This is a genomic window from Klebsiella sp. WOUb02 (assembly GCF_050058015.1).
Classification (GTDB): Bacteria; Pseudomonadota; Gammaproteobacteria; order Enterobacterales; family Enterobacteriaceae; genus Klebsiella.
In genome coordinates this window covers 1874559-1894631 of record NZ_CP170110.1, presented here as the reverse complement: position 1 = coordinate 1894631, position 20073 = coordinate 1874559, and the positions used below count along the sequence as shown (strand labels likewise).

The following is a 20073-nucleotide window of genomic DNA, read 5'->3' as shown; positions in this document are numbered from 1 at the left end:
TCTGGTATGGTAAGGTTGGATAATCTTTAAACTTCTTTACATTTGGTAAGGCAAAAGCGTTACCGCCTTTATATACTGTGAATAAGCCCCATTTTGTGGGGAGCAATGTGTTAACAGGGGGCAAGGGATGTTGCTAAAAAAACGGTATGGTCGTCAATTGTCAGCGCTGAGCTTGAGCCTGGCTTTTGCATTTGCTCCACTGTTTAATGTCCAGGCCGAAGAGCCTGAAGTCGTACCGACGGACAGCTCCGCAACGCTGGGAGAGCCCTCGTCGGCGCTGATGCAAACTAACGGTCAGTCCGCCGCGGTGGCGAAAATGGCCGGCGAGCAGCCGCTGGCGGCCGACGTCGCGGCGAAAAGCCGGGCTGAGATTGAAGCGCTGCTTCCGGCGGACTATAAGCCCGTCTTTATGAATCCGCTGGTCTCGCTGTACGCGGCCAGGGATATGAAGCCGATGTGGGATAGCCGTGAGGCGGTACAGGCGTTTCAGCAGCAGACTGGCCGAAGTCGCCATCGCCGGTTTCCAGCCGCAGTTCACCACCTGGGTGAGCCTGCTGACCGATCCCGCGGTGAGCGGTATGGCGCGCGATATCGTGCTGTCCGACGCCATGATGGGCTACCTGCATTTTATTAGCGGTATTCCGATTCAGGGTAACCGCTGGTTGTACGGAACTATACCCTACGTCATGGCCACGCCGCCGCTATCGGTTATTAATCAGTGGCAGCTGGCGCTGGATAACGGCTCTCTGCCGCAGTTTATTGCCGGCCTCACGCCGCGTCATCCGCAGTATGAGGCTATGCATCAGGCGCTGCTGCAGCTGGTAGCCGATTCGCGCCCGTGGCCGCAGATGACCGGCAGCGCGTCGCTGCGTCCGGGGGAGTGGAGCAATGATATCGGCGCGCTGCGCGAGATATTACAGCGTACCGGCATGCTGGATGATTCGGCGAAAATTACCCTCCCGGGCGACGTTGTCAGCCCATCGGCGGGCAAGAAAGGCAAACCGGCCACGCGCGGCATTTACGATCGCCAGCTGGTTGAGGGCGTAAAACGCTTTCAGGCCTGGCAGGGGCTGGGGGCGGACGGCGTGATCGGCCAATCCACGCGCGACGGGCTGAACGTCTCGGCGGCGCAGCGCGCCGGCGTTCTGGCGCTCAATATTCAGCGCCTGCGCCTGCTGCCGGGCAATCTGTCGACCGGCATTATGGTGAATATTCCGGCCTTTTCGCTGGTTTATTACCAGGACGGTAGCCAGGTGCTGGCATCGCGGGTGATCGTCGGTCGTCCGGACCGTAAAACGCCGATGATGAGCAGCGCGCTGAATAACGTGGTGGTCAATCCGCCGTGGAACGTGCCGCCGACGCTGGCGCGTAAAGATATCCTGCCGAAGGTGCGTAACGATCCGGGCTATCTTGAACAGCATGGCTATACCCTGATGCGCGGCTGGAACAGTAAAGAGGCGATCGATCCTTATCGCGTCGACTGGTCAACCATCACCGAGAACAATCTGCCGTTCCGTTTCCAGCAGGCTCCGGGCGCGCGCAACTCGCTGGGGCGCTACAAGTTCAACATGCCGAGTTCGGACGCTATCTATCTGCACGATACGCCGAACCACAATCTGTTCCAGAAAGACGTACGGGCGCTGAGCTCCGGCTGCGTGCGTGTGAATAAGGCCTCCGAACTGGCGAATATGCTGCTGCAGGACGCGGGCTGGAACGATACGCGAATTTCCGCCGCGCTTAAGCAGGGCGATACCCGCTATGTGAATATCCGCAACAATATCCCGGTGAATCTTTATTATCTCACCGCGTTTGTTGGCGCTGATGGACGGACACAATATAGAACAGATATTTACAATTACGATCTCACCGCGCGATCTGGCGCACAAATTCTGGCAAAAGCTGAACAATTAATCAGGTAAATGAAGTAGTTCAACGGATCTCGTTGTCCTAACTCTGGATGAAAACAGGCGCTGTTCGTCTACAGGGCCCGTTTTCTCTGGGGTTAGGCCGCCTTGACGTTGGCAATAATGCCCGGTAAGGTGCCTTTCGTGCGCCAGAAGTGCATATTACACAACACCATTAAAACTGCATTGAGGTGATGAGTCCGGGAACCTCCTGACGCTGGCTTTAGTAAGCGCGCGGGGGAATAGACATCGCCAATAAAGAGGCAGCTTGAAGGATGGCGTGTATATTTCGATTCATTTACTTGTAGACCTGATTATCATGGACAAATTTGACGCTAATCGCCGCAAACTGCTGGCGCTGGGTGGCGCTGCGCTAGGTGCCGCTGCCATTTTGCCTGCGCCGGCATTTGCCACCCTCTCGACCCCCCGACCGCGTATTTTGACGCTGAATAACCTGCATACTGGTGAATCACTCAAAGCGGAGTTCTTCGATGGCAGAGGCTATATTCAGGATGAATTAGCAAGACTTAACCATTTTTTCCGTGATTTCCGCGCGAATAAAATAAAGTCCATCGACCCGAGTTTATTCGATCATCTTTATCGCCTGCAGGGATTACTTGGCACCAATAAGCCTGTCCAGCTGATCTCCGGCTATCGTTCCCTCGATACCAACGATGAGCTACGTGCACGAAGCCGCGGTGTAGCTAAACATAGCTACCACACCAAAGGCCAGGCTATGGATTTTCACATTGAAGGCATTTCGTTGAGCAATGTTCGCAAAGCGGCGTTATCTATGGGCGCGGGTGGTGTAGGATATTACCCACGTAGCAACTTTGTGCATATTGATACCGGTCCGGTAAGGCACTGGTAACGAAAGGAGCGTCATGAACTATCGTATTATTCCGGTCACCGCGTTCTCCCAGAACTGCTCTTTAATCTGGTGTGAACAAACCCGACTTGCTGCGCTGGTCGATCCCGGCGGTGATGCAGAGCGAATCAAACAGGAAGTGACGGCAGCAGGCGTCAGCCTGATGCAGATTTTGCTCACTCACGGTCATCTCGACCACGTTGGTGCGGCAGCCGAGCTGGCGCAACACTATGGCGTGCCGATTATCGGGCCGGAAAAAGAAGATGAGTTCTGGCTGGAAGGACTCCCTGCGCAAAGCCGTATGTTCGGCCTGGATGAGTGCCTGCCGCTGCGTCCTGACCGCTGGCTTAATGAAGGCGATGTCGTCAGCGTGGGGAACGTTTCTCTGCAGGTCCTGCACTGCCCGGGTCATACGCCGGGACACGTTGTTTTCTTTGACGACGCGTCGCGGCTGCTGGTTTCCGGCGACGTTATCTTCAAAGGCGGCGTCGGGCGCAGCGACTTCCCGCGCGGCGACCACGGCCAGCTGATCGCGGCGATTAAACGCAAGCTGTTGCCTTTGGGCGATGACGTAACCTTTATCCCCGGCCACGGGCCGATGTCAACGCTGGGTCATGAGCGTTTGCATAATCCCTTCCTGCAGGATGAAATGCCGGTCTGGTAACCATACCGGACGCTAAATAGAAGAAGGCCGCGGATGCGGCCTTCTTTTTTAGGCGACTGCGGCGTTACAGTACGGCGACGATCGCTTCACACAGCGGCGCCATATTGTCCGGCGTCATGCCGGCAACGTTAATGCGCCCGGAAGCCACGGCGTAAACGGCGAACTCTTCGCGCAGGCGCAGAACCTGCTCTTTGGTCAGGCCGCTAAACGAGAACATGCCGTTTTGCTTAATGATGAAGGAGAAGTCGCGGTTAGCGCCTTTTTCCTGCAGGGTATTCACGAACAGCAGGCGCATACGCTGAATGCGCTGGCGCATGTCGGTCAGCTCCTGCTCCCAGATAGCGCGCAGCGCATCGTTGCTGAGAATTGTCGCCACAACGGCAGCGCCGTGCGCCGGCGGGTTGGAGTAGTTCGCGCGAATCACCGACTTCATCTGGCTGAACGCGCGGTCGACGGTGTCGCTATCGCTCGCTACCAGCGTACAGGCGCCCACGCGCTCATTGTACAGGCCGAAGTTCTTCGAGTAGGAGCTGGCAACCAGCAGACTCTTTGTGCAGCGCGGCAAACGCGCGCAGGCCTTCAGCATCTTCTTCCAGGCCGCGGGCAAAGCCCTGATAGGCGAAGTCGAACAGCGGCAGCCAGCCCTTAGCAACGGAGAGTTGCGCCAGCTGCTGCCACTGCTCCAGGGTCGGATCGATACCGGTTGGGTTATGGCAGCAGCCGTGGAATAGAACGACGTCGCCCGCCTGGGCCTCATTGAGGCTTGCCAGCAGGCCGGCAAAGTCGAGAGTGCGGTTAGCCGCATCGTAGTAGGTGTACTCGCGAACCTCGAGGCCGGCGGAATTGAATACGCTCTTGTGGTTCGGCCAGCTCGGATTGCTCACCCAAACGCGCTTAACGTCGGTATTTTTGGCCAGGAAGTCGGCGGCCACGCGCAGGCCACCGGTGCCACCAGGCGTCTGGGCGGTACGCGCGCGCTTATCGTTGACGATAGCGCTTCCTTTACCGAACAGCAGCTCCTGCGTGCATTGACCAAATTCCGCAATACCGTCGATACCCAGATAATTTTTGGTGGTCTCATTCTCCAGCAGATATTGCTCTGCTTTCTTCACGCTGGTCAGGACCGGGGTTTTACCCGTTTCATCTTTATAAACGCCAATCCCGAGGTTAATTTTTGTAGGACGGTCATCGGCACGAAACAGATCGGCCAGGCCCAGAATAGGGTCGGCAGGGGCGGCAGTAATGTTCTCAAACATGACGAGGTTCCATTGTGATTACTGAAGGGAGTTCCGCTATCAGGGTAACGGGAGAATGGCCAATTGCCAACCGTTTGCGACAAAAAGCGCGAAGGTTTTGCAAAGTTACGATCTTTGCCTTAGTAACGCAGAAAAGCAGGACCGAAGTCCTGCTTTTTAGGCATATCACGAAGGGGTGTAGTGATTAAAACTTAGAACTGGTAAACGATACCCACGGCGACGGTGTCGTCGGAATTCACGCCCAGTTTGTTGTCGCTATCGATCTGGTTGATCTGATAATCGACATAGGTAGACATGTTTTTGTTGAAGTAGTAGGTTGCGCCGACATCGATGTAGTTGATGTAGTCTTCGTTACCCACACCTTCGACGTTTTTCGCTTTAGATTTGTAGTAAGCGATGGACGGACGCAGGCCGAAATCGAACTGATATTGCGCAACGACGGAGAAGTCCTGAGTCTTGTTAGCAAAACCGTCAGTAATGCGGGTCGCATTGCGGGTTTCACCGTACAGAGTCTGCCAGGTAGATGTTGTTCGCGTCATATTTCAGACCGGTTGCCCACTGCTCAGCTTTATCGCCTTTACCGCGAGTCAGAGCCTGCTGTGCATCGGTACGATCCGCTGCGCCGTATGCGCCGACAATGCCGAAGCCGTCGATGTCATAGCTCAGAGAGGTTGCCCAGCCGTCGCCGTTAGAGCGGGAAGCGTCTTCGTGCTCGTTTTTGCCCAGGTACTGTACGCCAAAGCTCAGGCCGTCAACCAGACCAAAGAAGTTGGTGTTACGGTAGGTTGCGAGACCACCGGTACGACCTGCGAAGAAGTTATCGCTGGAGCCGGTGTCGCCGCCAAACTCAGGCAGCATATCGGTAACGCCGATTGCGTCATAAACCAGGCCGTAGTTACGACCATAGTTGAAGGAGCCTGCATCGCCGAATTTCAGACCAGCATAAGCCAGACGGGTTTTGTTACCGCTCTGAGCGTCGCTACCTTCGGTGTTGTTACCCTGGAAGTTATATTCCCACTGGCCGAAACCGGTCAGCTGATCGTTGATCTGAGTTTCGCCTTTGAAACCTAAACGAGCATAGGTCTGGTCGCCGTCATTACCCTTGTTGTCAGAGAAATAGTGCAGACCTACGGTTTTCCCGTACAGATCGAGTTTGTTGCCGTCTTTGTTATAGATTTCTGCAGCATTTGCTGCGCCGGCTACCAGCAGGGCAGGGATCACCGCTGCCAGAATATTGCGCTTCATCATTATTTATTACCCTCATTAGTATTTTTATATGAACACTTGCCACTGCCGCCAATACATTCTGTCAATGAAAATTTACAGAACCATTGATGATAGTTTGGTGTCTGAAGGCATCTTTCCATCCGCGACATCGTTTCGCTAGCCGGAAAATGCTACCAATGTCGCATATGGGTAACAATTAGAAACTGTATGTAACAAAATGTGAATTTTGAGGAACTTTGTGAACTCAATCAAAATTCCGTTCCACTTTGCGTATAAAACCGCCGTGCCTTATATATCTATATGAATTAATTATGATTAATTTAGATAAGTACCGATTTGTGCATTTTGTGGCTGGTTTTTGCTTTTTTTTTACGCAACGTTTTTCTTTGCATGTTGTGCGGTTGGTGGTTAAAAAATGAGCAAAATAATCAGACATTTCGCCCATGAATGAACATAAGATGCGCTTTCTCGTTTCGGTAGGTGTCGAAATAGTGAGTAACATAAATGTGACGCGAAAGGCTTGATGTTTAAATTTCTTAATGTTTGTTAACGAAAGTTGACATAAAAAAGGGCCAGCTTACGCCGACCCTTTTTACAAGCGGGAATAATATTTAGAACGTTGCGCTGCGCGGAGTACGCGGGAACGGAATGACGTCACGAACGTTCTGAACGCCGGTTACGTAAGCAATCAGACGCTCAAAGCCCAGCCCGAAGCCGGAGTGCGGAACGGTGCCGTAGCGACGCAGGTCGCGATACCACCAGTAGTCTTCTTTATTAAGACCCATTTCCGCCATGCGTGCGTCGAGCACGTCCAGGCGCTCTTCACGCTGGGAACCGCCGATAATTTCACCGATCCCAGGGGCCAGAACGTCCATTGCGGCGACGGTTTTCCCGTCTTCGTTAAGGCGCATGTAAAACGCCTTAATGTCTTTCGGATAGTTTTTGACCACCACCGGCGCTTTGAAGTGCTCTTCCGCCAGATAGCGCTCGTGCTCGGAAGAGAGGTCCACGCCCCAGTAAACCGGGTTTTCGAACGGCTTACCGCAGTTTTCGAGGATCGTTACCGCGTCGGTATAATCAACCTGGGCGAAATCGGCAGAGACGAAACGCTCAAGGCGATCGATCGCATCTTTATCCACGCGCTCGGCGAAGAATTTCATGTCATCCGCGCGCTCTTCCAGTACGGCCTTGAAGACGTACTTCAGCATCGCTTCCGCCAGGCCCGCAACATCGTTCAGGTTGGCGAACGCCACTTCCGGCTCCAGCATCCAGAATTCCGCCAGATGGCGGCTGGTGTTGGAGTTTTCCGCCCGGAAGGTTGGGCCGAAGGTGTAGATTTTCGACAGCGCGCAGGCGTAGGTTTCGCCGTTCAGCTGGCCGGATACGGTAAGGAACGACTCTTTGCCGAAGAAGTCCTTATCGAAATCCACTTTGCCCTGGTCGTTACGCGGCAGGTTTTCCAGATCCAGCGTGGAGACGCGGAACATTTCGCCGGCGCCTTCGGTATCCGAGGCGGTGATCAGCGGGGTAGAAACCCAGAAGAAGCCCTGCTCGTCAAAGAAGCGATGCAGCGCCTGCGCCAGGGTATGACGCACGCGGGCAACCGCGCCAATCAGGTTGGTGCGCGGACGCAGGTGGGCGACTTCGCGCAGATACTCGATGCTGTGGCGCTTGGCGGCCATCGGGTAGGTATCGGGATCTTCGACCCAGCCGGTAACTTCTACGCTGCTGGCCTGAATTTCGAAGCTCTGGCCCTGGCCCTGTGAGGCCACGACTTTACCGGTGACGATGACCGAGCAGCCGGTGGTCAGACGCAGCACTTCCTGATTGTAATTGGGAAGAGAATTACTAATGACGGCCTGTAGAGGATCAAAGCAGGAACCGTCATAGACGGCCAGGAAGGAAAAGCCAGCTTTTGAATCTCGGCGGGTACGTACCCATCCGCGGACGGTGACTTCGCTGTCAACCGCAACACGGCCCTGGAGTACGTCGGCTACAGGCACAACGCTCATAATAGTCTCTCTATTCGTAGTCCAATAAAAATATCTGTATCCCCCGGCAATCGGGGGATATCTATGTTACCTGTCATCTTCCATCAGACAAGCAGATTTCGCACCGGGAGCGGGAGTTTTCGGAAATAAATAAGGAACAAGGAGCCAGAACGGCTCCTTATGGTGGTTAACTGGCCTTTTTAATCGGCGGCAGGTCGAAGGCTTCGCGCAGGGCGCGCACGAACGCCTTATCGTGACAGATGGTTTTGCCCGGGCTGTCAGAGAGCTTGGCCACCGGCTTGCCGTTGCACTCCACCAGCTTAATCACGATATTGAGCGGCTTAACCTGTGGAATATCGCAGGTTAAGCGCGTACCGATGCCGAAGCTGAGATTCACCCGCGATGAGAAATGACGATACAAATCGACGGCTTTCGTCAGGTCGAGGTTATCGGAGAAGACCAGCACTTTACTCAGCGGGTCGATACCCAGCTTCTGATAATGGGCGATGGCTTTCTCGCCCCATTCAACCGGATCTCCGGAGTCGTGGCGCAGACCCTGATAGCGTTCGGCGAATTCCGGGCCGAAATCACGCAGGAAGGCATCCATCGTAATACAGTCGGTCAGGGCGATGCCCAGCTGGTCCGGATACTCTTCCAGCCAGGCGGCAAGGGCCGCGCGCTGGCTGCTGGCAAGGTTCGGGCTAATCTGCTGATGGGCCTGGAACCACTCATGAGCCTGAGTGCCCATCGGCGTCAGATGCAGGCGCCGGGCCAGGTCGTAGTTGCTGGTGCCGGTAAACCACGGCTCCTGCTGCAGACGTTCGACGATAGCCTGCTGGACTTCGCGCGAGAAGCGACGGCGGGTGCCGAAGTCCATTAAGCGAAAGCGGCTCATATCGATATCGGCCGTGATTTCCCGGAAGTCGCTCAGCTTGCGTTCGAGGGTCTCCAGCGCCAGCTCAACGCCGATTTCCGGCGAGCGGTAGCGGTGAACCAGCTCGCTGATCACCGCCAGCAGCGGGACTTCCCACATAATGACTTCGCGCCAGGGGCCGGAAAGGCGAATGTTCAGCTTGCCGTTGTCGTTGCTGACGCTGACCTGATGCGGGTCGTAACGGAAGTCGCGCAGCCAGTCGAGATAATCGCGCGTAAAGAACGGCAGGGTCGACAGCCAGTGATACTCATCGTCCTGCAGCTTCAGATCGCGCATAGCCTCAACCTGCTCGCGAATCGCATCGGCATAGATGCCGAGCAAATCATCCCCGCGGCAGCGGAACTCCGCCGCAACCTGTACATCGGCATAGCGGTGGAAGACGGCCTGCTGCATGTGCAGCTTGTAGGCATCCGTATCAAGCAGCGAGTGCAGTACAGGAGAAGTGAATTGTGTCATGGTGCGCGGTAGCATCCTCTCACTGGAGCGTTGCCATCAAAACCTGGGCAGAAAAAAGGAGGCGGAGTATAGCTTTATTCCCCGACTCTGTCCCGCAGTGAAGGTCGATGGCGACGCTGACGGTCATTTGCGAGGCCTAGTTTAATATATTGAACACGGATCACACCACAAGCTTTGCGCCGGGTCGAGCGCATTTCGTGCCTCCTGTGTTATCAATATGTAGCATGGCGATATGTAACATAATGATATATTTATGTATTAACCATTCAATGCAATGTCGTGGGGCAGGGATGGGGCAAAATCAGCTAGTTTCTGGTTCAAAAGCGCCACCTGCTCCGTGTTTTTTTCCGCCATCCATTTTCCATAAACCTTGTAAACCATCTGCGCATCAGCGTGACCCATTTGCGTTGCGATAAAGTTTGGATTTGCGCCAGCTGACAATGACCAGCAGGCGTAAGTATGTCTCGTCTGATAAGCGTTACGGTGTCGCAGGCCGGCACGCTTAATGTGAGCATCCCAAATTTTTTTTATCGACCCGACAGCATAATGGTCTCCTGCAAGGTAGTTTCTCCCTGTTAGTCGTGGATCAAACACAAACGTGCATTCGTGTTTTTCTTTGCGTCCGTACTCCCGGAGGTTTACTTCTACTTCGTGCTGTTTACCAAACCTAGTCATCTCAGCCTGGCTGCGAAGTGCTTCTATTGCTGGTTCAATCAGGAAAACAACCCTGTTTGTACCTGCTTTAGTTTTTGGCATAGTAAATTCATTGGTGGGCGTGAAGTTCCTTCTGATCATCATCGTCCCTGCTTTTAGATCGATATCCTCCCAGGCCAGTGAAGCCAACTCTCCATGACGAATGCCGGTGTATACTGCAAGGGCCCATATGTTCCTTATCTGAGTATGCTTGCAACTATCAAGCAGTCTCAGAAACTCATCTCTCGAAAGAGGATCCGGGTCTGGGCGACTTCTCGTTAAAGCTGATATACCGTTAAACGGGTTTTCTGTCGTGTACCCACTTGCTACAGCAAAATTGAACATTCCTGAAATAATGGTCATATAGTTGTTAACAGTGGGTACCGTTCTTCCTTTTGATGGCTTATGCCCTTTTTTAGGCACCTTCCACCCCGTGAGAAGCTCCTTCCTGATAAGCAGCAAATCCTCCCTGTTAACTGAGGAAATGAACCTGTCACCACCAATCCTTGGCACCATGTTTTTCACAATGGACACATAACCAACAAATCCGTTGCTACTCATCTCTATCCTTTTGAGTTCAAGCCATTTCTCAGCGATTTCGCTTACTGTTATTTCCTTTTTATCAACCCCGAATTTTTTCAAGTTGAGGGATTCAGGAAACTGACTGGCATAGTTGAAATTCCCCATTTTAATTGAGAAACATACTGAGCTTCTTAGCTCGCCAGCCGTCTTTCTGTTTTTTGGTGTATCAGGGACGCCAAGGTTTTCCCTAACCCTGACGCCCTGATAAATGAACCATATGCGAAGCGATCCACCATGGTTCTCAACGCCAGTTGGGTATGACGATTTAGCCATTCTTCCTCCCTGGCGCCCAAGAGCATGTTAAGAATATCTCTTTCAGCATGAATGAGCACCTGGCTGTTTCGACGACTGACGCTCTATCCACTGATTTATTGCTTCCAGGTTATACATGCATTGGCTGTTAGGGTTAGGATCACCATCAGGTGATACATGCATGTACTCTCGACCAACGAACCAGGAGTTTTTTCTGGCTCTCTCGATTGTTCCAGAACGAATGCCGGTAATTTCTGTGAGTTTCTTTTCTGTAACCCATTTGTTAGGCACCAGTTGAATTAAGTCGCTCATAAACTCTCCTGATTCAAGCTGCACGCTGAGCGCGAAGTTTTTTAATATGTTCGCTCTGCTCCAGTTCTGCGCGTATCTGCTGCGCCTCTACGTGGGAGAGCGGTTCGAAATCGGTATTAAATCGATCCATGCTTGCTGTGTTAACGCGACCCTGACGCCAGTAGCGCACCGTCTGGCTGTCGCTACTGTGGATTAGCACCGGCCATCCGTGGCTGTCTGCGAATATCTGGCCGCGCTGAATAAGCTTGAACACCTGTCACCTCCAATGCTTTCCGCGTTCTTCAACCACTTCCTGACACTCCGCGCAGCGCTGACATCCCGCCACCACTTCCCGGCGCCGTTCCGGTATTTCGTCGCCGCAGCAACAGCAGTGAGTAGCTGAAACTGCGTTATGGTTGATGCGTAAGCGCCCCGGCAACGACGTCTGTCGACGTACCTTTAATCCGGTGATGATAGAGTCCACTTAATTTTTAAATGGACTCTATCACAAATGACCCAACCGACAGTCCCACGCCAGCGGGCTACCTACTCCATGCCGTTCAAACTCGACCTGGTTCAGCGATCACTGCAACCCGGTGCCTGCGTGGCACGGCTTGCCCGCCAGAACGGGATTAATGACAACCTGCTGTTCACCTGGCGTCAGCGCTATCGTCATCTGGTTGATGAGCCATCTGATACACCCCCAGCACCGGCCATTATCAGTGACGATATCGTTCCTGTTGTGACCACCGAATACTCACGACCCGCGCTGCCCGAGCTCCCGGCAGCATCAGCGCAAAGCCTGCCACCGGATGCCGGGCAATGCTGTGAGGTCAGTATCGGCCGTGCACGCCTGAAGCTGTCCGGCAACCTCACCCCGGCCATGCTGTCGGCTCTGGTTCGCGAACTGAAGAGAGGTGGCTGATGATATCCCTTCCTGCGGGTTCCCGCATCTGGCTGGTGACGGGCGTTACCGACATGAGAAACGGCTTCAACGGCCTGGCCTCCCGCGTGCAGAATGTCCTCAACGAGGACCCATTCAGCGGCCACCTGTTCATCTTCCGGGGGCGCCGTGGTGATATGGTAAAGCTACTGTGGTCCGATGAGGATGGTCTGTGCCTGTTCATCAAACGTCTTGAGCGTGGACACTTCGTCTGGCCCGCTGTCAGCGACGGGAAGATCCATCTGACCCCGGCGCAACTGGCTATGCTGCTGGAAGGCCTCAACTGGAAACATCCACAGTCATCACAACGTCCTGGCCTGCGGGTGTAACCTGTTGTAATGTCGGGTGTATGAAAAATGAACTCCCTGACGATATCGACCAGTTAAAAGCCATGCTGCGTAAACAGCGGGCGATGCTGAACGACCAGCAGACCCGGTTGCGCCAGTATGCAGGCCAGGTGGCGGGTTATGAGCAGGAAATCAACCGCCTGAAAGCACAGCTGGATAAACTACGGCGAATGCTGTTCGGTCAGAGTTCGGAAAAGAGCCGTAATAAGCTGGAAAACAAAATCCGCCAGGCAGAGAAACGGTTGTCAGAGCTGGAAAGCCGACTGGAGGCGGCAAAAACCTGCCTGAATGGCAACGAGCCGGTACCGGATATACCAGCAGATAGTGTTGTCGTGTCGCAAACGACGCCAGAAAAACCCACCCGCCACACCGCCCGAAAACCGCTGCCAGCCGACCTGCCTCGGGAAACACAGACCTTACTGCCAGCGACCAGCGTCTGCCTGTCATGTGGTGGAGAGCTGAAGGTGATGGGAGAAACTCTCTCTGAGCAACTGGAGATCATCAAAACCGCCTTTAAAATCATCGAAACGGTCCGACCGAAGCTGGCGTGCAGCCGGTGCGACGTTATCGTGCAGGCCCCGCTCCCGGCAAAGCCGGTAGAAGGCAGTCGTGTGGGCAGCAGCCTGCTGGCCCGCATCCTGGTCGGAAAATATGTGGAGCATACGCCGCTGTACCGGCAGACAGAAATCTACGCCCGTCATGGACTGGCGCTGAGCCGTAACACGATGGTCCGCTGGGTCGCGATGATGGGCAACCGGCTTCGTCCGCTGCATGAGGCGCTCAACCAGTACGTTATGCAGGCTGGCAAGGTGCACACTGATGACACGCCGGTCAGGGTGCTGGAGCCCGGGAGTGGTAAAACGCGAACCGGTCGGCTGTGGGTCTACGTCCGGGATGACCGTAACGCCGGGGTGCCAGAACCGCCGGCAGTCTGGTTCTCGTACTCAGCGGACCGTAAGGGGGAACATCCTCAGCGACATCTCTCAGGGTACAGAGGCGTGCTTCAGGCAGATGCGTACGGTGCTTACGACACGCTGTATGAGTCCGGGCACATCAGAGAAGCAGCGTGCATGGCGCATGCCAGAAGGAAAATCCACGATGAGCATGTTCGACGCCCGACAGAAATGACGAATGAAGCGCTGAACCGTATAGGTGCGTTGTATGCCATCGAGGCGGAAATACGCGGCAGCCCGGCCGGGAAACGGCTGCAGATAAGAAAAGCACGGTCGGTTCCGCTGATGACATCGCTGCACGAGTGGATAGAGGCGCAAATGACGACGCTGTCGGTTCACGCGGAGACGGCGAAGGCGTTCGCGTACATACTGAAACAGTGGCACGCCCTGAATGAGTACTGCCGTAACGGTCAGGTGGAAATCGACAATAACATCGGAGAAAACGCGCTGCGCGCGGTGGCGGTTGGCAGAAAGAACTACCTGTTCTTCGGCTCTGACAACGGGGGTGAGGCAGCAGCCATCATCTACAGCCTGCTTGGCACCTGCAAACTGAACGGTGTGGAGCCGGAAGGTTGGTTGTGCGAGGTGATAAGCAAGATCAACGACTGGCCTTCAAACCGGGTACATGAGCTGCTGCCCTGGAACCTATCCTCCGTAAAATAATCCTTACGCCACGTTCATTATGGGGCGCTTACGTTGATGCGACATTTCGCAATGGCGGCTTCACGAGGGAGTTCCGCTAACTCGTTGGCCTGATCGATAATTTCGGCTGTCATGCTACCTCCAGAGCGCCAGTCCGCTTCAACTCAGCCAGCTCTCGGTCAAAAGCGGCATTCATCAGCAGGGCCAGCTCATGATCGACTTCAATTTTTTTAGCCAGTTCCTCGGCAGCAATGCGGGCTTCCTCCTGGGCTTTGATCCGTTCCTGCTCGGCTTCCCACTCGGTGAGAGGGCGGCGGGTGGCGTCGCGCAATTCGTCACAAGCGTCAACGAACCGCTTAATTTCGGCCTCAGCAGGGCGTACAGCCTCTTTCAGGCGTTTCAGGTACTCGCGCCCCGGCTTTTCGATTGCCGTTTTGCTGCGCGAAACCTGAGCGGCCAGAGAAGCGACACGGTCACGGCCTTTTTTCGTTGTCAGGTCCGGAACTTCGTTTACTGCCTGGCGGATCTGCTCAAGGTAGGCATCAAGACCGCCCGCGATATATAGCGTTGGCGCCTGATCCGGTTTAATTTCGATAACGGTTAAATCCATTATTTCGCTCATGGTTTCCCCTGAAATTTGGTTGTAAGAATCCCGGCACCGTAATAGCTGCCCGTTCAGTTAAATTCGTTTGTTGCCTGACCCGGCTTACTGGCTCAGGCTGTGACCTGAATCGTTGAGGAGCACCTCAACCAGCAAATCGGTGGTGTAAGTGCGCTCAATCCCGCGATTCAGGTAGAGGCGACCACGGGCACTATCTGATGCTGTCCAGATGTTTTTCCGGTGTCTGACGAGCATTCCGGGTTGAACGGCTCCGCGATTAAGAGTCTGGGTTCCGTAGTGATGGCTAACCATTGAACACCCCCGTTACGTGAAGAATTTTGATAATTGTCGCTGACCAGGCAACAGGGCAGATAGCCAGGACAATCACCAGTGAACGAATGCCGTTTCTGCTCATATTCTTACCCCCCCCTTTATTGGTGCCGAACCTTCCCCCGGTATATCCTTGGTTTTCCACAACTAAGAATCGAAGGAGGTTCGACATGTCCCAAAAAGTCATTCCCCTGTTTTGTTAGAGGGACGAAAACCAGTACAAAGAATTTCTGTCAGTTTTTACCGACGCACACGCACTGCCAGCAACTTTCGAGGCCTGGCAGAGAAACACCGAAATAACGATTCAGGTGCTCCAGAACCAGGGGGTTGTTGTTTATCGCGCGTATGCTGACACCAAAGAGGAATTCATCGAATTTTGTCGGGTCTTTGGGTACATCGCCGATGACAAAGCCCGATTCGATTTCGCTTACCTCAAGTCCCAGCAGTAGCTGATTCCCGGCAGCAAACGTTAACGGGGAGACAATGAACCACTCCCCGCCACGCTTCCCGAGATAGCTAATCGTTACTTTTCTGCTCATGTCGGATCCTGTTGATTGCTGTGACATGTCATTCCTCGCTTGATTAGCCCTTATAGAAGGCCAGCTGAGCTTTGTTACGATTACCGGCGTTGCCGGTGTTGTTTGGATGAGTTTATGATGTACTAATGGTTCATCAATGTAAAGTACCAAAAGTACATTTTAATCGTAAAAATAGTTCACTTTAATGTAAGTTCATGAACTATAAGTATATTTATTTTAACTCTATTCGGAAGTAGGGGGAAGGTTATGCCTGCAATAAAAAATCCGGCGCGGTGGCCGGGTTTAGAAATGCATAACTAATGCGCGTGTCTGAATTTATTCTTCAAAGCTAGTAATTTCATCGCGATGCCAGTTACTAGCAAGGTATGATTAGGGATCTTTGATGCCTTATTGAGCATAGTACCAATAACTAAAGATATAGCTAACGATATCCCAACTCCAGAAAGAACAAAAACTGAAATTATTGGGTTTCTTGCCATGTACATTTGCATCAGTACGCTAAAAAAATCATCAAATTCTTTGCTATTTTCCTTCGCCAACTGCTCTGGTTGAAACTTGTTGGATACCAGAGCAAAAATGACGAAAAACGGGGTAATCACCGCAAATAGAGGCAGTGCAAACCAATTTCTGAACAGACGATAGTTAAGAAACATTTTTGTTTTCTCTTTTTCAGAGATGTTATCGTCATCCAGGAAGCCTTCCAGCATTTCAACCGCTAGCTTCTGATGTTTCAACGCACTTTTACGACACAGGATCCAGTAGGCAAAAACACCAATGCATATAGCCAGTGCATACAGCCAGTTTGTCATTTTTTGCCCTCCTTTTTCCTTTTCCGTTTCTCGTTTGAATCTCTTGCTCGTCGATCCAAATCGGTTTCAGTCGTTTTGAGTTTACCCCAAGTGTAGATGAAGTAAATAACGATCGTTGGCAAAGAAAGAATCAGTAAACAACCCAAAAGAGGATGTCTATCATCAACTTTCTGCCAAGCATTGCTGAGGGCGTAAATAGATTTAGAAACGATATCGTCGCCAACATCCAGTTTAAAAAGAGAAAAACCCATTAAAATCCCTTATAAACAGCTAGTTATTGCAATAACAATGCCTGGCATCATGAATCACTGCACCCACAACCCAAATACCTTATCGCTTTTCTGGGTTTAATCTTTATTTTCCTTCTGGGCTGCAAGCCGCCGGGCAAGGCCCCTATCCATGCTTCCTGTACGCTTGCGGCATGCTGCCAATGACTTTCCCGAAGATGAGAACCCGATTCATTTCATCTCGCTCAATTGGCTCCCACGCCGGATAAATTTTGTTATCTGACAGCACGATCAAGCGGTCTTTCATCTTTTGCAAACGCTTCACATGAGTCTGTCTCGTCATAAACGAAAGCATAGATGCCATCTCCATCAAAGTGCTGGACACTGATATCTACGAAAAGCAGATCTCCGGGTTCGATGGTGCCAGACATGCTATCGCCACGGACGTTGATAATCCTGATCTGCTCAGGCCTTCTGCCATTGAACATCTGGTGAGCCTCATCTGGCGGGTACTCAACAGAACGAAGAACTTCAATAAATTCTCTATTGATTACGCCAGGGCCTGCGCTAACAGCAATATCCAGAACATCAATTCTAAATCGCTCATTTGATTGCGATAGATGACCCTGCTCGATGCCATCTGACGGATTATCTCCGAGAAGGTACGATGAAGACGTGCCTACAAGCGCAGCAAGCGCATGCAGCGTTCCGCGTCTCGGTATCGACTCCCCGTTGAACCATTTGCTCACTGCCTTTGGTGTCAGCTTCATTCTCTTGGCTATGTCAGCCTGACGACCATGTGATTGCAACCCGGCTTTATCGCAGGCCAGCGCAAGCCTTTGGGAGAATTCTTTTCGCGCTTTTTCTTCGTGAACCATCTGTTCAATCATAATATCTCTTGCGTGAACTATCAGTTCCGACATAATATGTACTCACAGTTCATTATTGAGGGTTAAACATGGCACCTAACAGTCTTGCCGAAATCATTAAAAAGATTCGCGTGCCGGTTGTGGCAAAGGCATGCGGGCGATCTCCGCGCGCTATCTACAAATGGATCGCCAGCGGCACCCTTCCAAGAACTGACTACACCGACGAAACCAATTATGCGGAACGGATTGCCCTTGCATCTGAAGGGCAGTTCACCGCCGACCAAATTCGTGAAGTCAGCAAGCCTAAAGCCACCTAACCGGCGGCCATTCCAAACACCACCAGAGGAAGTATCAAAAATGAAGACATCAACAGCACGCAACAAAGTGGAGGCCCGGAGGATAGAGAGCTGGTTACACAGCCAGATAAACGACCTGGGCGCCACGGCAATAGCGAAGGTGGCTGGCGTCAACAAGTCAACGGTGAGTCGGTGGCGGGAAAGTTTGCTGCCGAACATGTCTCTGCTGCTGGCCATCCTGATTTCTAACAGGTCGGGAGAGAAGGGGGATTTTGAGGCATGAAAGGTAACAGAAAATGCGAAAGCCGCAGTGCTGTAACACTAACGGCTTTCTACGCGAATTAACTGGATCAATTCACAGGAGTAATTATGTCAACACTTTCTCAGTTGTACAAGCAGAAGGATAAAAACGGGACGGATACAACCACCCGTAAAACTTTCCTCGTCCCGGTTAATGAGCTGTATGTGGAGCCTGGCTTCAACATTCGCGAAATTGACCATGAGCATGTTGGTGAATTCCGTGACGCCTTCGTGGCTGGCGAATTTGTACCGCCTCTGGCCGTTCAGGTTACTGAGATGGGGGTGAAGATCATTGATGGTCATCACCGCTACTACGGCGCCATTGCCGCAAATGAGCAAGGCGCTGAAATAGCTCGTCTTGAGTGTAAGGATTTTGTTGGTACTGAAGCTGATCGCATTGCGTTTATGGTGACCAGCAGCCAGGGGAAACCCCTCACAGCACTGGAAAGAGCCGCCGCATACCAGCGCCTGAGTAATCAGGGATGGGAACCGGCTGAAATTGCGAAGAAGGTTAAGCGCTCTCTGTCTGATGTTGATTATCACCTGCAACTGCTGGCGTGCGGTGACCAGCTTATTGAGATGGTCCGCGCGGGAGAAGTATCTCCCACTACAGCGGTGGCGTTATCGCGTGAGCATGGAACTCAGGCCGCCTCTGTGGCTGTTCGTCAGATGGATAAGGCCAGAGCATCAGGTAAGTCGAAATTAACCCGCAGCGCGGCGTTACCGCAGTTCAGTGCAGTGAAGGCCAGACAATTCATCCAGTGTGTTGCAGATTGCGTCGGGCTGGAACTACCGGAAGATGCGAGCCTTATTCTGAATGATTACCGAAATTTTCTGAAAGAAGCCGGATGGGAGAGTGAGTCATGAATACTGCAGAGCTAATCAAATTCCCCGCCGCCGGGCGGGGATTACAGGAGTCTCGCGTGGCAGATCTCGACGATGGGTTTACGCGCATAGCCAATGAGCTCCTTGAAGCTGTCATGCATGCAGGTTTGTCGCAGCATCAGCTTTTGGTGTTCCTGGCGGTCATGCGCAAAACATACGGCTTCAACAAGAAATCTGACTGGGTCAGTAACGAGCAGCTCTCGGAGCTGACCGGCATTCTCCCGCATAAGTGTTCAGCTGCAAAAAGCGCCCTGGTTAAGCGTGGGATATTAACCCAAAACGGTCGCGTTATCGGGATTAATAAAACGGTCAGCGAATGGTCATCTTTACCTGTAAAAGGTACAGAAAAAAAACCTTACCTGAAAAAGGTAACTTTACCTGAATCAGGTAAGAAAAGTTTACCCGAATCAGGTAACGCTCATTACCCAAATCAGGTAAACACAAAAGACAATATTACAAAAGACAAGAAAGACAATATTACCCCTATAGTCCCCACCGGGGACGAGTGTGAAAAACCGCCTGGCGATGACGTGATTCAGGAAGAACCCAGGACCGACCCTGTAAGACTGGTTTTTACTCACTGGCAGACCGAACACCACCACCCAACAGCAAAGCTTGACGACAAACGCCGCAAGCGCATCAAGGCCCGACTGGCAGAAGGTTTCACCGCAGATGAACTCTGCCGGGCAATATCCGGAGCCAAAGGTGATCCGTGGCTCATGGGCAAGAATCCTTCCAGAAAACGCTATGACGGCATTGAAACACTTCTGCGTGACGCCGCGCAGGTCGAAAAGTTGCGTGACCTGGCTGGAGATGCTCATGCCATGGCAATCGCGCAAGGGCAGTACTCAGCAACAACCGCACGTAACCTCGAAACCCTCCAGCGCTGGGCTGGCGGATCTGATTCAGGAGAGCTTTTCTGATGAACGACACTGAAAAACCAAAATTCGCCCAGTCCATGGCGGCAATTGGGGAGATTTACGGGAAGGACATCTCCGAAGTGATGATCGGGATTTACTGGAACGCGCTGAAGCCGTACCCGGTTGAGGACGTAATGCGCTCTTTCCAGGGGCATACCCGAGATACCGACAACGGCCAGTTTTTTCCAAAGCCTGCTGACCTTCTGCGCCATATCGAAGGCAACAAAGACGGTCGGGCGCTGCTTGCCTGGTCTAAGGCCTACAAAGCCATTTGCAGCTATCGAGTGTGAAAAG

Annotated in this window: 20 protein-coding genes and 6 pseudogenes; 11 read left to right on the top strand and 15 right to left on the bottom strand. The window is 52.7% G+C overall.

The features are described 5' to 3' along the window. Positions 1-127: 127 nt before the first annotated feature. The 3 genes and pseudogenes from ldtD (at position 128) to ABOC21_RS16145 (ending at position 3436) form a co-directional block, all read left to right on the top strand. Positions 128-1919: pseudogene (gene ldtD / locus ABOC21_RS16155) on the top strand (L,D-transpeptidase). A 304-nt stretch (positions 1920-2223) separates the two neighbouring features. Further along, a complete protein-coding gene (locus tag ABOC21_RS16150; protein WP_045855436.1) occupies positions 2224-2775 on the top strand; it encodes a YcbK family protein in 552 nt (183 codons plus the stop codon). Positions 2776-2788: 13 nt separating this feature from the next. Next, entirely contained in the window at positions 2789-3436 is a 648-nt protein-coding gene (locus ABOC21_RS16145) for an MBL fold metallo-hydrolase (RefSeq protein WP_426815275.1), read from the top strand. A 64-nt stretch (positions 3437-3500) separates the two neighbouring features. Here the strand turns inward: ABOC21_RS16145 and ABOC21_RS16140 are convergent. The 8 genes and pseudogenes from ABOC21_RS16140 to ABOC21_RS16105 form a co-directional block, all read right to left on the bottom strand. Further along, positions 3501-4692 (bottom strand): annotated as a pseudogene (locus tag ABOC21_RS16140) (amino acid aminotransferase). Between the two features lie 191 nt (positions 4693-4883). After that, a pseudogene (ompF, locus tag ABOC21_RS16135) lies at positions 4884-5940 on the bottom strand (porin OmpF). A gap of 590 nt (positions 5941-6530) precedes the next feature. Further along, positions 6531-7931, bottom strand: a complete 1401-nt coding sequence (gene asnS, locus ABOC21_RS16130; RefSeq protein WP_426815274.1) for an asparagine--tRNA ligase — start codon at positions 7929-7931, stop codon at positions 6531-6533. Between the two features lie 166 nt (positions 7932-8097). Then, complete coding sequence (gene pncB / locus ABOC21_RS16125; RefSeq protein ID WP_426815273.1) at positions 8098-9300, bottom strand: nicotinate phosphoribosyltransferase; 1203 nt, start codon at positions 9298-9300, stop codon at positions 8098-8100. A gap of 258 nt (positions 9301-9558) precedes the next feature. Then, entirely contained in the window at positions 9559-10848 is a 1290-nt protein-coding gene (locus tag ABOC21_RS16120; protein ID WP_426815272.1) for an Arm DNA-binding domain-containing protein, read from the bottom strand. A gap of 42 nt (positions 10849-10890) precedes the next feature. Beyond that, positions 10891-11139, bottom strand: a complete 249-nt coding sequence (locus ABOC21_RS16115) for an excisionase family protein (RefSeq protein ID WP_426815271.1) — start codon at positions 11137-11139, stop codon at positions 10891-10893. Between the two features lie 13 nt (positions 11140-11152). Continuing rightward, entirely contained in the window at positions 11153-11392 is a 240-nt protein-coding gene (locus ABOC21_RS16110; RefSeq protein WP_426815270.1) for a DUF4222 domain-containing protein, read from the bottom strand. Positions 11393-11395: 3 nt separating this feature from the next. After that, positions 11396-11545 (bottom strand): annotated as a pseudogene (locus ABOC21_RS16105) (TraR/DksA C4-type zinc finger protein); the annotation flags it as partial. An 84-nt stretch (positions 11546-11629) separates the two neighbouring features. Between ABOC21_RS16105 and ABOC21_RS16100 the strand changes: the two are divergent. From ABOC21_RS16100 to tnpC, 3 genes are read left to right on the top strand one after another with little or no spacing between them, the layout of a single operon-like run. Then, positions 11630-12043, top strand: a complete 414-nt coding sequence (locus tag ABOC21_RS16100; protein WP_426811791.1) for a transposase — start codon at positions 11630-11632, stop codon at positions 12041-12043. Next, on the top strand, positions 12043-12390 hold the full coding sequence (gene tnpB, locus ABOC21_RS16095; RefSeq protein ID WP_426811792.1) for an IS66 family insertion sequence element accessory protein TnpB: 348 nt from the start codon (positions 12043-12045) through the stop codon (positions 12388-12390). The genes ABOC21_RS16100 and tnpB overlap by 1 nt, the downstream gene beginning before the upstream one ends. 20 nt (positions 12391-12410) lie before the next feature. Then, complete coding sequence (tnpC, locus tag ABOC21_RS16090; RefSeq protein WP_426811793.1) at positions 12411-14024, top strand: IS66 family transposase; 1614 nt, start codon at positions 12411-12413, stop codon at positions 14022-14024. Positions 14025-14160: 136 nt separating this feature from the next. Here tnpC and ABOC21_RS16085 read toward each other — a convergent pair. The 7 genes and pseudogenes from ABOC21_RS16085 to ABOC21_RS16055 form a co-directional block, all read right to left on the bottom strand. Continuing rightward, positions 14161-14625 (bottom strand): annotated as a pseudogene (locus tag ABOC21_RS16085) (hypothetical protein); the annotation flags it as partial. An 84-nt stretch (positions 14626-14709) separates the two neighbouring features. Continuing rightward, complete coding sequence (locus ABOC21_RS16080) at positions 14710-14916, bottom strand: cell division inhibitor protein (RefSeq protein WP_426815269.1); 207 nt, start codon at positions 14914-14916, stop codon at positions 14710-14712. Beyond that, a complete protein-coding gene (locus ABOC21_RS16075) occupies positions 14909-15019 on the bottom strand; it encodes a hypothetical protein (protein WP_426815510.1) in 111 nt (36 codons plus the stop codon). The genes ABOC21_RS16080 and ABOC21_RS16075 overlap by 8 nt, the downstream gene beginning before the upstream one ends. Positions 15020-15167: 148 nt before the next feature. After that, positions 15168-15473, bottom strand: a complete 306-nt coding sequence (locus tag ABOC21_RS16070) for a hypothetical protein (protein ID WP_426815268.1) — start codon at positions 15471-15473, stop codon at positions 15168-15170. A gap of 296 nt (positions 15474-15769) precedes the next feature. Continuing rightward, entirely contained in the window at positions 15770-16282 is a 513-nt protein-coding gene (locus tag ABOC21_RS16065; RefSeq protein ID WP_426815267.1) for a hypothetical protein, read from the bottom strand. Continuing rightward, on the bottom strand, positions 16279-16533 hold the full coding sequence (locus ABOC21_RS16060; RefSeq protein WP_426815266.1) for a hypothetical protein: 255 nt from the start codon (positions 16531-16533) through the stop codon (positions 16279-16281). The genes ABOC21_RS16065 and ABOC21_RS16060 overlap by 4 nt, the downstream gene beginning before the upstream one ends. A gap of 142 nt (positions 16534-16675) precedes the next feature. Beyond that, positions 16676-17399, bottom strand: a pseudogene (locus ABOC21_RS16055) (XRE family transcriptional regulator). Between the two features lie 68 nt (positions 17400-17467). Between ABOC21_RS16055 and ABOC21_RS16050 the strand changes: the two are divergent. From ABOC21_RS16050 to ABOC21_RS16030, 5 genes are all read left to right on the top strand, one after another. After that, a complete protein-coding gene (locus ABOC21_RS16050) occupies positions 17468-17695 on the top strand; it encodes a helix-turn-helix transcriptional regulator (RefSeq protein WP_426815265.1) in 228 nt (75 codons plus the stop codon). A 40-nt stretch (positions 17696-17735) separates the two neighbouring features. Then, on the top strand, positions 17736-17957 hold the full coding sequence (locus tag ABOC21_RS16045) for a CII family transcriptional regulator (protein ID WP_426815264.1): 222 nt from the start codon (positions 17736-17738) through the stop codon (positions 17955-17957). An 86-nt stretch (positions 17958-18043) separates the two neighbouring features. Continuing rightward, positions 18044-18841 (top strand): ParB/RepB/Spo0J family partition protein, encoded by a 798-nt coding sequence (locus ABOC21_RS16040; protein WP_426815263.1) that lies wholly within the window; start codon positions 18044-18046, stop codon positions 18839-18841. Continuing rightward, positions 18838-19782 (top strand): replication protein, encoded by a 945-nt coding sequence (locus ABOC21_RS16035; protein WP_426815262.1) that lies wholly within the window; start codon positions 18838-18840, stop codon positions 19780-19782. The genes ABOC21_RS16040 and ABOC21_RS16035 overlap by 4 nt, the downstream gene beginning before the upstream one ends. After that, complete coding sequence (locus ABOC21_RS16030) at positions 19782-20069, top strand: hypothetical protein (RefSeq protein ID WP_426815261.1); 288 nt, start codon at positions 19782-19784, stop codon at positions 20067-20069. The genes ABOC21_RS16035 and ABOC21_RS16030 overlap by 1 nt, the downstream gene beginning before the upstream one ends. Positions 20070-20073 lie beyond the last annotated feature (4 nt).

Excerpts from the sequence above, each read along its gene's own strand:
- ABOC21_RS16065 (WP_426815267.1), bottom strand. The coding sequence starts at position 16,282 with ATGACAAACTGGCTGTATGCACTGGCTATATGCATTGGTGTTTTTGCC.
- tnpB (WP_426811792.1), top strand. The coding sequence starts at position 12,043 with ATGATATCCCTTCCTGCGGGTTCCCGCATCTGGCTGGTGACGGGCGTT.
- ABOC21_RS16080 (WP_426815269.1), bottom strand. The coding sequence starts at position 14,916 with ATGGTTAGCCATCACTACGGAACCCAGACTCTTAATCGCGGAGCCGTT.
- ABOC21_RS16050 (WP_426815265.1), top strand. The coding sequence starts at position 17,468 with ATGGCACCTAACAGTCTTGCCGAAATCATTAAAAAGATTCGCGTGCCG.
- ABOC21_RS16070 (WP_426815268.1), bottom strand. The coding sequence starts at position 15,473 with ATGAGCAGAAAAGTAACGATTAGCTATCTCGGGAAGCGTGGCGGGGAG.
- ABOC21_RS16150 (WP_045855436.1), top strand. The coding sequence starts at position 2,224 with ATGGACAAATTTGACGCTAATCGCCGCAAACTGCTGGCGCTGGGTGGC.
- ABOC21_RS16075 (WP_426815510.1), bottom strand. The coding sequence starts at position 15,019 with ATGAGCAGAAACGGCATTCGTTCACTGGTGATTGTCCTGGCTATCTGC.
- ABOC21_RS16040 (WP_426815263.1), top strand. The coding sequence starts at position 18,044 with ATGTCAACACTTTCTCAGTTGTACAAGCAGAAGGATAAAAACGGGACG.
- ABOC21_RS16120 (WP_426815272.1), bottom strand. The coding sequence starts at position 10,848 with ATGGCTAAATCGTCATACCCAACTGGCGTTGAGAACCATGGTGGATCG.
- asnS (WP_426815274.1), bottom strand. The coding sequence starts at position 7,931 with ATGAGCGTTGTGCCTGTAGCCGACGTACTCCAGGGCCGTGTTGCGGTT.
- ABOC21_RS16045 (WP_426815264.1), top strand. The coding sequence starts at position 17,736 with ATGAAGACATCAACAGCACGCAACAAAGTGGAGGCCCGGAGGATAGAG.
- ABOC21_RS16145 (WP_426815275.1), top strand. The coding sequence starts at position 2,789 with ATGAACTATCGTATTATTCCGGTCACCGCGTTCTCCCAGAACTGCTCT.
- ABOC21_RS16030 (WP_426815261.1), top strand. The coding sequence starts at position 19,782 with ATGAACGACACTGAAAAACCAAAATTCGCCCAGTCCATGGCGGCAATT.
- ABOC21_RS16115 (WP_426815271.1), bottom strand. The coding sequence starts at position 11,139 with ATGAGCGACTTAATTCAACTGGTGCCTAACAAATGGGTTACAGAAAAG.
- ABOC21_RS16100 (WP_426811791.1), top strand. The coding sequence starts at position 11,630 with ATGACCCAACCGACAGTCCCACGCCAGCGGGCTACCTACTCCATGCCG.
- ABOC21_RS16035 (WP_426815262.1), top strand. The coding sequence starts at position 18,838 with ATGAATACTGCAGAGCTAATCAAATTCCCCGCCGCCGGGCGGGGATTA.
- tnpC (WP_426811793.1), top strand. The coding sequence starts at position 12,411 with ATGAAAAATGAACTCCCTGACGATATCGACCAGTTAAAAGCCATGCTG.
- pncB (WP_426815273.1), bottom strand. The coding sequence starts at position 9,300 with ATGACACAATTCACTTCTCCTGTACTGCACTCGCTGCTTGATACGGAT.
- ABOC21_RS16060 (WP_426815266.1), bottom strand. The coding sequence starts at position 16,533 with ATGGGTTTTTCTCTTTTTAAACTGGATGTTGGCGACGATATCGTTTCT.